Below are 12,908 nucleotides of genomic sequence, written 5' to 3' on the forward strand. Positions count from 1 at the left end.
ACCTTCGGTGGAGGGGCGCTTTCGTAATTCGATGGACATCGCGGCAGGCCGCCCCGGATCATTCTCCGGGTGTCCGCACGTCATGAGCCTCTTCGGTTGATCGGTCCCGGGGAGCCCTCGGCCGATCCCGCCGAGCGGCTGCCGTGGACCGTCGTAGTCGATTCCACGTACTCGATCCGCGACGCGATCGATGCCCTCGCGCTCGGTCCGTTCCTGCGCGGCGATCAGCCGTGCGCGCGCACCGCGCATCTGGAGCGGGTGCGGCCGGAAGCGCCGCTGCGTCCCGGCCGCGGCCGCGTGGTGCGCACGGTGCGCGACAACGACAGCGGGGCGACGCTGGTGGTGGGTCCCGGCTGGTCGCTGCGGTCGGTGCGCTGGTCGGGCGGTTCGGCGATGGTCGAGGTCACCGCCGTCAGCGAGACGCTCGCGGACGAGTTGCTCGCCGAGGCCATCCGGGACGCGGCGGCGCCACCGGAGGTGGGCGACACCGTGGAGATGGGCTTCTGGCACATGCACACCCACGGCCCGCAGCGTCGCGCGCGCTCGATCTCGGCGCCCGAGTGGTCGTCGATCCGGGGTAACTACACGGGCGAGGTCGCCACCGCGATGGATCGCCTGATGTCGCTCACCGCCGCCGACGTCCGCGGCCGCCTGGTGCTGCTGCACGGACCTCCCGGTACGGGGAAAACCACGGCGCTGCGCGCGCTGGCGCGTGCCTGGGGCGCCTGGTGCCAATTCGATTGCGTGCTCGATCCCGAGGTGATGTTCGGCAAGCCCGGCTACCTGATGGACGTGGCCGCGGGCGTCGACAATGCCGACGAGGGCGCGCCCCGCTGGCGGATGCTGGTCCTGGAGGACTGCGACGAGCTGATCCGTGGCGAAGCCAAGGAGGCGGCCGGGCAGGGACTCTCGCGGCTGTTGAACCTGACCGACGGCATGCTCGGCCAGGGCCGGGACGTGCTCGTCGCCATCACCACCAACGAGGACCTGTCGCGCCTGCACCCGGCGGTGACGCGGCCGGGCCGGTGCCTGGCGCGGATCGAGATCGGACGGCTGTCCGGCGTGGAGGCGGCGGCCTGGCTGGACCGGGAGCAGCGGTGCGAGGCAGGCGCTTATCCGGACGGCGCGACCTTGGCCGAGCTCGTGGCGGTGCGCGACGGAGAGGCCGGGATCGATGCCGTCGCGCGGGATGCGGTCAATCCGGGACTGTATCTGTGAGAACCGGCGTGCGCCGAAGCCGTTGCGGCGGTTCACCGGTCCGGCGGGGTTCGCGGTGATCGGCTAGATTCCATGGGTTCGCCCGTCGCCTGTGCGCACGGAACCACGCGAGACCCGGGGAGGGGATCCATGACAACACCACCGAACCATCCGCAGCCAGGGCAGCCCGGCTATCCACCGCCAGGCCAGCCCGGCTATCCGCAGCAACCGCCTGCCGGTGCGCCGCAGGGCTTTCCGGGGCAGCAGGGCTATCCCGGTCAGCCGCAGCCGCAGCCCGGCTACCCAGGCCAGCCGGGCTACCCGCCACAGGGAGGCTTCCCGCAGCAGCCGGGCTACCCGGGTGGGGGTTTCCCGCCGCCGGGACCGCCACCCCGGCAGAATCGGAGCGGCGGAGTGGGCAAGATCCTCGCCGTGCTGGGTGTCGTCGTGGTGATCGGCCTGCTGGTCATCGGCGGTCGCACCGTGTTCCGTTCGGACGGCGAGAAGATCGATATCGGTCAGTGCGCGAAGCTGTCGGGCACCACCGTCAAAGCGGAGTTCGAAACCAAGGAATGCTCCGATGCCGAAGCCAATTACGTGGTGGCGCAACGGCTCGACGGCGCGAACGCGGACTGCGCCACCAAGGACTACGCCAGCTACTACCAGACCGGCAGCAACGAATACACGCTGTGCCTGCGGCTGAACGTCAAGGAGGGCGACTGCATCGACGGCGGTTTCCTCGGCGCCAGCACCAAGGTGGCCTGTGGGTCGACGGCGGACTTCAAGATCGGCCGGATCGTGCGCGGCACCGCGGACAAATCCGCGTGCGGGGCGAAGGCGACCGAGAACGACACGATCGTCTACCCCAAGCCCGAGCCGATCACCCTGTGCCTGGTGCCGCCCAAGTAGTGCGCGGCCTGGAACGATGACGAGCGTCGGCGCGCGGTCGCTGCGGACCGGATGGTTCGTGCGTGCGCCGATCTCGATGTTCCGCGCCCGGCTCGGCTTCCTGTTCGGCGGGCGGCTCCTGCTGCTGGAGCACATCGGCCGCAGCTCGGGCCGTCCACGCTATGTGGTGCTGGAGACGGTGGCGCGGCCGAGCCGGGACCGCGTGGTGATCGCGTCCGGCTTCGGCACACAGGCGCAGTGGTTCCGCAATCTCGCCGCCGATCCGCGCTGTCACGTGAGTATTGGCGCGCGCTTCAGTGCTCCGGCTCTGGCCCGGGTGCTGCGCCCGGACGAATCCGTCGCCGTCCTCGAGGGCTATCGGCGCGACCATCCGCGGGCATACCGGAGTCTCGGCCGGATAGTCGAGGAAAGCCACGGGTGCGGGGATCGACGAGGTGCCGATGGTCGAGCTGACGATGGATCGTTGATCCGGTCAGTCGGCCCGCGGTGTGGCGACGACGCTCGCGTACCGGCAGCAGAGCAGGATCGCGATCATCGGCACGACCATCGCCGTGGTCAGTGACATCACGGCGGTGAGCCAGCCGATGACCGTGGGACCGGCGAGCAGTCCGAGATAACCGATGCTGAACACCCGCGACATGTCGGTAGCGGCCCTTGTGGAGCCGAGATTCCCCGCCGCGGTGAAGATCTGCGGAATCCCGCCCGCGAGTCCGAGCCCGGCCATGGTCCAGCCCAGCAGTGTCAGCGGAATCCACGGCGAGACGACGATCACCGCCAGGCCGGCGGCCGCGATGAGCGAGCCGTAGCGCACCACCGCGACCCGGCCGAAGGCGTGGCTGACCCGGTCGGCGCCGAAACGCCCGATCGTCATCGTGGTGGAGAAGGCTCCGAAGGCGAGCGCCGCGGTCGCCGCGTCCGCGTTCAGATGCTCGCGCAGCTGCAAAGCGCTCCAGTCGGCGGCCACCCCTTCGGCCAGCAGCAGTGCGAAAGCGATCGCGGCCAGCGCGAACACCTTTCGGCCTCGATCGCGGGCATCGAGGGGCGTCGTCACGTGATCGCGGGTCATCCGGTCGTGGCCGGGCCGATCCGGCGACCGCGCGGCGTCGGAGCCGATCGGTATGACGTCGTGCTGGGACGACGCGGTTTCATACGAGGTCGCGCCGTGGTCCTGCGACGTCTCGTCGAGGTCGGTCGCGTGCACGGACGCGACGCCGTGGAGCGTCGCCGCTTGCGCACCCGACTTGGTTTCCCGCAGCAACCGCGGCACCAGGGTGAGGGTCAGCGCGACGCAGCTCACCGCGGCGAGGACCAGCGTCACCCGGATATCCCAGCCCGCCCGCAGCGTGGCGGCTCCGAGCAGTGAACCGAGCAGGCCGCCGCCGGAGAACAGCGCGTGGAAAGCGGCCATGATCGGACGCCGGTAGGCCCGTTCCACCAGCACCGCTTGGGTATTCATCGACACGTCCAGCGCGCCGTTGCCGAAACCGAAACAGGCCAGGGCGAGTGCCAAGGTGAACGGGCCGGTGGCGAGGCCGGGGCCGACCACCGCCACCGACGCGATGCACGCTGCCGTGCCGACCAGCCTCCTGCTGCCGAACCGATCGGCGAGCGGCCCCGCCAGCCGCATTCCGGCGATGCCCGCACCGGACATCAGCAGGATGAACATGCCCAGCATGGATTTGGAGACGCCCGTGCGGTCGGTGATGACCGGAATGTGCACCACCCACATGGCGAGCAGGAAGCCGTTCAACGCGAAGACCGTGAACACCGCGGCGCGCGCGACGCGGATCGGACGATCGACCGTCGGGCTCAACACCGTTTCGACGGTACCGACGGATCGTCCGATCTGGCCAGCCCCGCCCGCGGCGGCGGTCCAGGGCGCCGTTGACCTGGTCGTGCGACCGTGCGTGACGCTCGGCTCTGCGCGCCACGTCCGCGAGCGGGTCTGTTTACATTGTCAACGTCTCGAGGGGCCGGGGCATTCCGGGCTTCCGCGGACGGCTCTGTCCCGCCACCGCTCGGGCACGTCGTCGCGGCAGAGACGGATCTTGGCTCGGCGGCTCATAATCATGCGCCATCGTCTACTCTGGACGAGTGGATGCGCTCGCAAGTCTGCTCGAAGGCCCCCGCGCCCGCGGCGCGTTCCTGATGTGTTCGCTGCTGAATCCGCCGTGGTCGCTACGCATCCAGGACGAGGCCCCGCTGACCGTGTTGTCGATGATCCGCGGCGACGCGTGGATCGTCACCGACGAGGGCGAGCCGCGGCGGCTGGGCGCGGGCGACGTCGCGATCTTCCGCGGGCCCGCCCCGTACACGGTGGCCGACGACCCGGCCACCGAACCGCAGATCGTCATCCATCCCGGTCAGGTGACGAAGACGCCGCAGGGTGAGATCCTCTGCGAGACACTCAGCCTGGGTGTCCGGCAGTGGGGGACCGACCCGGACGGGGCGACCCTGATGGTCACCGGAACCTACGAGTCCGCGGGCGCGGCAGGCCAGCGCCTGCTGCGCGCGCTCCCGTCGGTGCTGGTGTTGCGGCGCGGCGAGTTCGACAGCCGGGTGCTGGACATCCTGGTCGACGAGGTGACCAAGGACGAGCCCGCGCAGAGCGCGGTGCTGGACCGCCTGCTGGACCTGGTGCTGATCGCCGCGCTGCGCGCCTGGTTCGCCCGCAACGACGCGCCCGCCTGGTACCACGCCTACGGCGACCCGCTGGTCGGCAAGGCCCTGCGCCTGCTCCAGCACAATCCGGCGCACGGCTGGACGGTCGCGGGCCTGGCCGAGGCGGTGGGTGTGTCGCGGGCCGCGCTGGCGCGCCGGTTCACCGATCTGGTGGGCGAGCCGCCGATGGCGTTCCTCACCGAATGGCGGCTGGCACTGGCCGCCGACCTGCTCCAGGCGTCGGACGCCACCATCGAGGCCATCGCCCGTCAGGTCGGGTACGGCAGCGCCTTCGCGCTGAGCACGGCGTTCAAAAGGCACTTCGGCGTCTCTCCGCGTGACCACCGGCACAGCCGCGTGCGGTCGGGCCCGGAAGAGGGAGCGCGCGTAGCCACGTAGGGCCCCGCACCCGGCGCGATGGATACCGCATCGTCCCCACTGGGCTATCGTCGGCCGGGTGACACAGCAGTATCCGGTGCTCTGGCCGGTGCCGACCCGGTGGGCCGACAACGACCACTACGGGCACGTGAACAACGTGACCTACTACTCGTACTTCGACACCGCGGTCAACGCGTGGTTGATGCACGCCACCGGAACCGACATCCGCGAACTGCCCGCGCTCGGCGTGGTGGCGCAGACCTCCTGCCGGTATGAAGGCTCGATCAGCTTCCCGGACCAGCTACAGGTCGGCTTGCGCATCTCCCGGCTCGGCCGCTCCAGCATCACCTACGATCTGGCCATCTTCCGGGAGGTCGACGGCGGGCTGGAACTGTCCGCCACCGGTGTCTTCGTGCACGTCTATGTGGACGCCGAGACCCGCAAACCGGTCGAGATCCCTGAGGTCATCCGCACCGCCGCGACGGCGCTCGTCACCGACTGAACGCCAGGTCACACCCGGCCGAGCAGGGTGAGCGGGTCCTCCAGGAATCCCGCCGTGGTCGCCAGGAAGCGGGCCGCCTGCTCGCCGTCGATCATGCGATGGTCGAAGCCGACGCCGAGGGTGGTCACCCACCGGACCGCGATCTCATCGCGTACGACCCACGGCTGCTTGCGGATCGAACCGAGACACAGGATCGCGGACTCGCCCGGGTTGACCAGCGGGACGCCGGTGTCCACGCCGAAGACGCCGATGTTGGTGATGGTGAACGTGCCGCCGCGCAGTTCGGCGGTCGTCGCGCCGCCCGCGCGTGCCGTCTCGGCCAGCCAGGCGATCTCGCGGGCCAGGTCGCGCAGGCTCAGCGTTTGCGCCTCTTTGATGTTCGGGACCAGCAGGCCGCGTTCGGTGGCCACCGCGATGCCCAGGTTGACGTAGTGCTTGGTGACGATCTCCTGAGCGGCCTCGTCCCAACAGACGTTCATGCCGGGAAAGTCGGCGAGCGTGGCCAGTGCCGCCTTGGCGACCAGCGCCAGCGGCGTCAAGGTCAGGCCCGCGAAGGATTTCGTGCTGCGCAGATGATCGAGGAGTTCCATCGAGGCGGTGCAGTCGACGGTGACGAACGCGGCGGCCTGCGGAATGGTGCGCGCGCTGTTCGACATCGCCGCCGCGGTGCGCTTGCGAATGCCGCTGATCGGAGTGCGTTCCTCGCGCACGGACGGGCGGACCGCCTCGCTGTCCGCGCCGGGCACGGTGGCCGGTGCGGCCGGATGCGGCTGTGAGACGGGTACCGCGCCGCGCACGTCCTCGACGGTGACCGCGCCGGCCGGCCCGGAGCCCGCGATGAACCACAGATCCAAGCCGAGTTCGCGCGCCAGCTTTCGCGCGGCGGGTGTCGCTGCCGCGTTACCAGGTCGGCGCGGCTCGGTGTCCGCCTCGCCGGGCGGTGAAACGACGCTGTGCGAGGGCGGCCCGACGGGACGCCGCCGTGACGTCGCCTCCGCCTCGGGGCCGTAGCCGACCAGGACGGAAGTGCGGCCCGTGTCGCTCGCCGCGTCCTCCGCTCCGGCTGCCCGCACGCGAATGAGCGGCGCGCCGACCGCGACGGTGTCGCCCGGCCGGGCCAGCAATTCGACCACCCGGCCCGCGAACGGCGACGGCAACGAGACGACCGCCTTGGCCGTCTCCACGTCGGCGATGGTCTGGTTCAACTCGACGACGTCGCCCACGGCCACCGCCCACGCCACCAGTTCGGCGTCGGCCAGGCCTTCCCCGAGGTCCGGCAGCCGGAACTCCAGCACGGATGACGGAAGGTCTTGGCGGGCAGGGTTTTCCACGCGGCACCTCTCACTACGGCGAACCCCGCCTCACGCGGCGAGGGAGCGGTCGACCGCGTCGAGAATGCGGTCGGGATCGGGCAGATGGTGCTTCTCGAGCTTAGCGGGGGGGTAGGGGATATCGAATCCGCCCACGCGCAGTACGGGCGCTTCCAGGTGGTAGAAGCAGCGCTCGGTGATCCGCGCGGCGATCTCGGCGCCCAGCCCCGCGAATACCGGCGCCTCGTGCGTGACGATCAGCCGTCCGGTCTTCGCGACCGACTCCTCGATGGTGTCGAAGTCGATCGGCGACAGGCTGCGCAGGTCGATCACCTCGAGCGAGTGGCCCTCCCGCGCGGCGATTCCCGCGGCCGACAGCGCGGTGGCCACGGTCCCGCCGTAGGCGACGACGGTCGCGTCCGATCCCGTGGCACACACGCGCGCGCGATCCAGCGGCAGGCCGCCGTCGCGGTCGAGCGCGGCGAAATCGACGTCGGCCTTGTCCCAGTACCTGCGCTTGGGCTCGAAGAAGATGACCGGATCGTCCAGTGCGATCGCCCGGCGGATCATCGCGTACGCGTCGGCCGGGTTGCTCGGGGTCACCACGCGCAGCCCGGCGGTATGCGCGAAATAGGCCTCGGGTGATTCGGAGTGGTGCTCCACCGAGCCGATGCCGCCGCCGAATGGGATGCGAATCGTCAAGGGAGCATGCACTTTTCCCTGAGTTCGATAGTTGATCTTGGCGACGTGCGAGACGATCTGGTCGAAGGCGGGATAGACGAAACCGTCGAACTGGATCTCGCACACCGGCCGGTATCCGCGCAGCGCCATGCCGAAAGCCGTTCCGATGATGCCGGATTCGGCCAACGGCGTATCGATGACGCGGTTGTCGCCGAAGTCCTTCTGCAACGTGTCGGTCACCCGGAACACCCCGCCGAGGCGGCCGATGTCCTCGCCCATCAGCAGGACCTTCGGATCGTCCTCCAGCGCGCGGCGCAAGCCGGTGTTGAGCGCGGCGGCGAAGGTGGTGATCATCGCGGGACTCCTTCTCCTCGTGCGGAGGCCCCGCCGGGATCACCGGCCAGGTACTCCGTGTACGCCCTCCGCTGTTCGGTGATCAGCGGATGCGGGGTGGTGTAGACGTGCTCGAACAGCTCGCTCGGCGCGGGATCGGGTGTGGCGATGGTCGCGGCGCGCACCGCTCGGGCCACCGCGTCCGACCGCTCGGCGACTCGGCTCGCGAACGCGTCGTCCCACTGGCCCTCGCGCTCGAGCAGCCTGCGCATCCGGTCGATCGGATCGCGCCGCGCCCACTGCTCGGTCTCGGCGGCCGAGCGGTAACGGGTGGGATCGTCCGCCGTGGTGTGCGGGCCCATCCGGTAGGTGAGCGCCTCGATGAACGACGGGCCGCCGCCGGAGCGCGCCCTGGCCACCGCCTGCCTGGTGACGGCGAGCACCGCGAGCACGTCGTTGCCGTCGACCTGCCTGCCCGGCATGCCGTAGCCGTAGGCGCGGCGGGCGATCGGCGTCGCGCTCTGCACCCGCACCGGGGCACTGATCGCCCACTGGTTGTTCTGGCAGAAGAACACGACGGGCGCGCTCCAGGTCGCGGCGAACCCGAGCGCTTCGGCCAGATCGCCCTGGCTGCTGGCGCCGTCGCCGAAGTAGGCGATGGTGGCTATCTCGGCGCCGTCCAGGTGCGCCGCGAACGCGTAACCGGTCGCGTGCAGGCCCTGGGAGCCGACCACGATATTGGGGTTGGTCATGTTCACCGCGTGCGGATCCCAGCAGTGGTGGGCTACGCCGCGCCACAGGCGGGTGAGATCGGTGGGTGGCACCCCTCGGCAGTAGGCCACCGCCGTCTCCCGATAGCTGGAGAAGACGTAGTCGTCTGGCCGCAGCGCGTGCGCGGAGCCGACCTGGGCGGCCTCCTGTCCGAGCATGGGGGCCCACAGGCCGAGCTGGCCTTGGCGTTGCAGCGTGGTGGCCTCGACGTCGATCCGGCGGGCGACCACCATGTCCTCGTACAGCGCCCGCAACTCCTCGGGCCCGACGTCGGCGACGAGCGCCGCGTGCTCGCGATCGAGGACGCGGCGGCCGTCCGGCTGCACCAACTGCACCGGAAACTCGGGCTTGCCCGGCATGGCGTTCGCCTCCTCACCAGGTGGTCGACACCTCGATGATGTGTCCTACCTCACAGCATCCCCGCGAATGCGAACTGCGCAAGTGGCTGACCGGTCGATGAGCAGAATGCTCAATTGCGACCGGCGGCCGGATGTCATACTGCGTGGTATGACCAGAGAAAACGCCGGCGTGAGCCTGGACGCCACCGACGCCAGGCTGTTACTGGAACTGGTCGCCAACCCCCGGGCGACGGGCGTGGAGCTGGCCGCGCGGCTCGGCCTGTCCCGCAACACCGTGCAGGCCCGGTTGTCCCGCTGGGAGGCCGGGGGCGTGCTGGGCAGCTTCGAGCGGCGCGTCGAGCCGCGCGCGCTCGGCTATCCGCTGGCGGCGTTCGTCGCAGTCGTCGTCGACCAGCACCGCCTGGACTCCGTGGTGGACGAACTCGCGGAGGTGCCCGAGGTGACCGAGGTGTGCGGCATGACCGGGCTCACCGATCTCACGGTGCGGGTGGTCGCCAGGGACGCCGACGACTTGTATCGCATCGCCGGGCAGATCCTCAAGATCCCCGGCGTCGAGCGGACCAACATGGCGCTGGTGATGCGCGAACTGGTGGGCCCGCGCACCGCTCCGCTGCTGGACCGCCTGGCGAATTCCAGCTGAGGCGCTCACCCTCGAATGATCGAGGTCTGTCGAGGGTCCGGCGTCGGCAGTGTCTTGCCGCCGAGTCGTCCTTCGCCACCGCGCATCCGCAGCTGTACCGGGGTTGGTCGCCGGATTCCCGGCGGGGGGCCGATGGCGCCCCGCTAGGGTGCGGGAATGGAGATTTCGGGCAAAGTTGCCATTGTCACGGGGGCGGGCGCGGGGATCGGGGCGGCGTTGGCCGCCCGGCTCGTCGCCGCCGGTGCGCGCGTGGTGCTCGCCGACCTCGACGAGGCGAGTGCGGTGCGGGTCGCGGAGTCTCTCGGGCCCGGCGCGGTCGCGGTCGGCGGGGATGTGGCGGATGAGGCGGTGATCCGCACTCTGATCGATCGCGCCGAAGCGGAGTTCGGCCCGGTCGACATGTATTTCGCGAACGCGGGAATCGGCGGAGGTGCGGGGCTGGACAGCACCGATGGGCAGTGGGCGGCGGCGCTGGAGGTCAACGTCATGGCCCACGTGCGCGCCGCGCGACTGCTGGTGCCCGGATGGCTGGCGCGGAACGGCGGCTACTTCGTCGCCACGGCGTCGGCGGCGGGCTTGCTCACCCAGCTCGGTTCGGCGCCCTACGCGGTGTCCAAGCACGCGGCCGTCGGTTTCGCGGAATGGCTTTCGGTGACCTACGGCGACCGAGGGGTCCGGGTGAGCTGCGTGTGCCCGATGGGCGTGGATACGCGGCTGCTGCACGGCGGCCTCGTTCCGCCGGAGCACGCCGCCGAGGCGGAACTCGCGGTGAAGGCCGTCACCAGCGCGGGCGCGGTGCTGCCCCCGGAGGAGGTCGCCGAGATCGTGCTCGCCGGGGTGGCCGACGAGCGCTTCCTGATCCTCCCGCATCCCGAGGTACTGAAGATGTACCGCCACAAGGGTTCCGACTACGATCGCTGGCTCGACGGAATGCGCCGCTTCCAGGCCGCCCTGACCGAGTAGCGCGCCCTAGCGCAGCACCTTTCGCACGATCAACCCCGCGAGCAACGCCCAGAAGGCGGCGCCGATGCCGGCGAAGCCGACCCCGGAGGCGGCGATCAGGAACGTCACGACGCCCGCCTCGCGGTGCTCGGAGCGCAGTGCCGCCCCGAGCGCCGCGGCCAGGGTCGCCAGCAGCGCGAGACCGGCGACGGTTTCCAGCGTGCCCGCCGGAGCGGTCGCGATCAGCGTGACCAACGCGGCCGAGCCCAGCGCGAGCAGCAGATACGACGCGCCCGCGGTGAACGCGGCGATCCAGCGCCGCTTCGGGTCCGGATGCGCGGCGGGGGCCGCCGAGAGCGCGGCGCTGATGGCGGCGAGATTGATCGCGTGCCCGCCCGCGGGCGCACCGATGACGGTGCCGAGTCCGGTGACGGTCATCGCCGCGCGCCACGGCACCCGGTAGTCGAACGAGGCCAGCACCGCGGTACCCGGGATGTTCTGCGACGCCATGGTGACGATGTAGAGCGGGATCGCGACGCCGATCAGCGCCTGCCAGCTCCAGTGCGGCAGCGTCAGTTCCAGCCGCGGCGCCATCGCGCCGACGTCGAGGTGCCGGTGCCCCGCCACGATGCTGATCGCGGCTCCGGCCGCGGCGGTCATGAAGGCGGCGATCACGGCCCACCGCTGGGCATACCGTTGCAACACGAGCCAGACCAGGATCACCGGCGCCACCACCGCCGGACTCGTCTGCACCGCCCGGACCGGAGCCAGGCACAGCGGCAGCAGCACCCCGGCCAGCATGGCCTGCGCTATCTCCACGGGGATCGCCGCCACCAGCCCGCCCAGCCGCTGCCACCGTCCGGTGACCACGATCAGCGCTCCCGCCAGCACGAACGCCCCGATCGCGGCGGGCCAGCCGCCTTCCACCGCGCCCGCCCCGGCCAGCAGCGCCGCGCCCGGCGTGGACCAGGCCAGCGTGATCGGCATCCGGTAGCGGTAGCTCAGCGCCATCATGCCGATCGCCAGCGTGACGCACAGCGCGAGCAGGCCCGACGCGGCTTGCGCGGGGCTCGCGCCCACCGCGGTCAACCCGCTCAGCACCACGGCGAACGAGCTGGTGAAGCCGACCAGCGCGGTCACCATGCCCGCGCCGATCGCCGGCGCCGGTCCCGTCGGCGGCCGTTCGGGCGCCGGCGTCGCGGTGGCTTCGGTGGAAACATTCGACATCGGTCGGATATTGCCGCTGGTCACGAGGGTGTGTCGCCTGCCAGTGCCGCGAAACTGGACTGACTTGGACCGGCCGGTGGCACGCGCGGCGAGAGTACGGCGACATCGGCACATCCGGTGCGTAGGGTGGGGGAGTCGGTGCGCGAGGACGTCATTCGGGACGAGGAGCTGAGTTGAGCGCGGTACTGATCTCACCGGGAGAGCTTCGGGAAGCGTTGGCGGACAAGCGGCTTCGGCTGCTGGACGTCCGATGGGCACTGGGCGACCCGGACGGCCCGCAGCACTATCTCGACGGTCACATCCCCGGTGCGGTGTTCGTCGACCTGGAGACCGAACTGGCCGCGCCGCCGTCGCCGGCGCGCGGCAGGCATCCGCTGCCGGATCTCGCGCAGCTGGAGAAGTGCGCGCGCAGCTGGGGTCTGCGCCGCGGCGATCCGGTGGTCGTCTACGACGCCACCGGCGGCATGGCCGCCGCACGCGCCTGGTGGCTGCTGCGCTGGGCGGGAATCGCGGACGTGCGCATCCTCGACGGCGGGCTGCCCGCCTGGGTGGAGGCGGGCGGCTCCGTCGCGACCGGCGCCGAGCCCGACCCGGAGCCCGGAGATGTCGAATTGAGCCCAGGCCACCTGCCCGTGATCGAGGCCGACGCGGCCGCCCGCTGGAAGGGCGTCCTGCTGGATGCCCGCGCGAGCGAGCGCTTCCGCGGTGACGTGGAGCCGATCGACCCCCGCGCCGGGCACATCCCCGGTGCGCTCAGCGCCCCGACCGCCGACAATCTCGACGCCGAGGGGCGCTTCCGCGCGGTACCGGAACTGCGCGACCGTTTCGCCGGGTTCGGATCGGGGCCGGTGGCCGTGTACTGCGGTTCCGGCGTCACGGCGGCGCACCAGGTGGCGGCGCTCGCCATCGTGGGTGTGGAGGCTGCGTTGTATCCCGGGTCGTGGTCGCAGTGGTCGAACGATCCGAAACGGCCGGTAGCGACAGGTAGCTGACCCGCC

At 70.9% G+C, this 12,908-nt stretch carries 13 protein-coding genes; 8 read left to right on the plus strand and 5 right to left on the minus strand.

Annotation, left to right across the window (positions count from 1 at the left end; all coding sequences use genetic code 11):
* Window positions 1–69: 69 nt before the first annotated feature.
* From ON29_RS05780 to ON29_RS05790, 3 genes are all read left to right on the plus strand, one after another.
* On the plus strand, window positions 70–1,218 hold the full coding sequence (locus ON29_RS05780; protein ID WP_245548833.1) for a DUF5925 domain-containing protein: 1,149 nt from the start codon (window positions 70–72) through the stop codon (window positions 1,216–1,218).
* Between the two features lie 129 nt (window positions 1,219–1,347).
* Entirely contained in the window at window positions 1,348–2,106 is a 759-nt protein-coding gene (locus ON29_RS36550; protein ID WP_174371784.1) for an LppU/SCO3897 family protein, read from the plus strand.
* A gap of 58 nt (window positions 2,107–2,164) precedes the next feature.
* Window positions 2,165–2,668, plus strand: coding sequence for a nitroreductase family deazaflavin-dependent oxidoreductase (locus ON29_RS05790; RefSeq protein WP_306307209.1), 504 nt, complete (start codon window positions 2,165–2,167; stop codon window positions 2,666–2,668).
* Here the strand turns inward: ON29_RS05790 and ON29_RS05795 are convergent.
* Window positions 2,579–3,922: an MFS transporter gene (locus ON29_RS05795; RefSeq protein WP_040865101.1), complete on the minus strand. Its 1,344-nt coding sequence runs from the start codon at window positions 3,920–3,922 to the stop codon at window positions 2,579–2,581. The two genes, ON29_RS05790 and ON29_RS05795, sit on opposite strands and share 90 nt — an antisense overlap.
* 278 nt (window positions 3,923–4,200) lie before the next feature.
* Here ON29_RS05795 and ON29_RS05800 point away from each other — a divergent pair, with 278 nt between their 5' ends.
* Window positions 4,201–5,166 (plus strand): AraC family transcriptional regulator, encoded by a 966-nt coding sequence (locus ON29_RS05800; protein WP_040865102.1) that lies wholly within the window; start codon window positions 4,201–4,203, stop codon window positions 5,164–5,166.
* Window positions 5,167–5,224: 58 nt separating this feature from the next.
* Entirely contained in the window at window positions 5,225–5,647 is a 423-nt protein-coding gene (locus ON29_RS05805) for an acyl-CoA thioesterase (protein WP_245548834.1), read from the plus strand.
* Window positions 5,648–5,655: 8 nt separating this feature from the next.
* Here ON29_RS05805 and ON29_RS05810 read toward each other — a convergent pair whose 3' ends face one another.
* From ON29_RS05810 to pdhA, 3 genes are read right to left on the minus strand one after another with little or no spacing between them, the layout of a single operon-like run.
* Window positions 5,656–6,978 carry a dihydrolipoamide acetyltransferase family protein gene (locus ON29_RS05810; RefSeq protein ID WP_083863260.1) on the minus strand — a complete coding sequence of 441 codons (1,323 nt, stop codon included), beginning with the start codon at window positions 6,976–6,978 and terminating at the stop codon, window positions 5,656–5,658.
* Window positions 6,979–7,008: 30 nt separating this feature from the next.
* The gene (locus ON29_RS05815) at window positions 7,009–7,992 is read right to left on the minus strand and encodes an alpha-ketoacid dehydrogenase subunit beta (RefSeq protein ID WP_040865105.1); all 984 of its coding nucleotides are present in this window, start codon (window positions 7,990–7,992) and stop codon (window positions 7,009–7,011) included.
* A complete protein-coding gene (gene pdhA / locus ON29_RS05820; protein WP_040865106.1) occupies window positions 7,989–9,101 on the minus strand; it encodes a pyruvate dehydrogenase (acetyl-transferring) E1 component subunit alpha in 1,113 nt (370 codons plus the stop codon). Before pdhA ends, ON29_RS05815 begins: the two co-directional genes overlap by 4 nt.
* A gap of 148 nt (window positions 9,102–9,249) precedes the next feature.
* Between pdhA and ON29_RS05825 the strand changes: the two genes are divergently transcribed.
* Both ON29_RS05825 and ON29_RS05830 read left to right on the plus strand, forming a co-directional pair.
* Complete coding sequence (locus ON29_RS05825; protein WP_040865136.1) at window positions 9,250–9,741, plus strand: Lrp/AsnC family transcriptional regulator; 492 nt, start codon at window positions 9,250–9,252, stop codon at window positions 9,739–9,741.
* Between the two features lie 156 nt (window positions 9,742–9,897).
* Window positions 9,898–10,704, plus strand: coding sequence for an SDR family oxidoreductase (locus ON29_RS05830; protein ID WP_040865107.1), 807 nt, complete (start codon window positions 9,898–9,900; stop codon window positions 10,702–10,704).
* A 6-nt stretch (window positions 10,705–10,710) separates the two neighbouring features.
* On the opposite strand, the gene ON29_RS05835 is transcribed toward ON29_RS05830, so the two are convergent.
* Window positions 10,711–11,910, minus strand: coding sequence for a benzoate/H(+) symporter BenE family transporter (locus tag ON29_RS05835; protein WP_040865108.1), 1,200 nt, complete (start codon window positions 11,908–11,910; stop codon window positions 10,711–10,713).
* 173 nt (window positions 11,911–12,083) lie between these two features.
* On the opposite strand from ON29_RS05835, the gene ON29_RS05840 reads away from it, so the two are divergent.
* On the plus strand, window positions 12,084–12,902 hold the full coding sequence (locus tag ON29_RS05840) for a sulfurtransferase (protein ID WP_083863261.1): 819 nt from the start codon (window positions 12,084–12,086) through the stop codon (window positions 12,900–12,902).
* The last annotated feature ends 6 nt before the right edge of the window (window positions 12,903–12,908 follow it).

It is taken from the genome of Nocardia exalbida NBRC 100660 (assembly GCF_000308575.1).
GTDB lineage: Bacteria > Actinomycetota > Actinomycetes > Mycobacteriales > Mycobacteriaceae > Nocardia > Nocardia exalbida.

What these genes read in the sequence shown, in the direction of transcription:
- pdhA (WP_040865106.1), bottom strand. Translation starts at nt 9,101, where the DNA reads ATGCCGGGCAAGCCCGAGTTTCCGGTGCAGTTGGTGCAGCCGGACGGC.
- ON29_RS36550 (WP_174371784.1), top strand. Translation starts at nt 1,348, where the DNA reads ATGACAACACCACCGAACCATCCGCAGCCAGGGCAGCCCGGCTATCCA.
- ON29_RS05825 (WP_040865136.1), top strand. Translation starts at nt 9,250, where the DNA reads ATGACCAGAGAAAACGCCGGCGTGAGCCTGGACGCCACCGACGCCAGG.
- ON29_RS05830 (WP_040865107.1), top strand. Translation starts at nt 9,898, where the DNA reads ATGGAGATTTCGGGCAAAGTTGCCATTGTCACGGGGGCGGGCGCGGGG.
- ON29_RS05835 (WP_040865108.1), bottom strand. Translation starts at nt 11,910, where the DNA reads ATGTCGAATGTTTCCACCGAAGCCACCGCGACGCCGGCGCCCGAACGG.
- ON29_RS05815 (WP_040865105.1), bottom strand. Translation starts at nt 7,992, where the DNA reads ATGATCACCACCTTCGCCGCCGCGCTCAACACCGGCTTGCGCCGCGCG.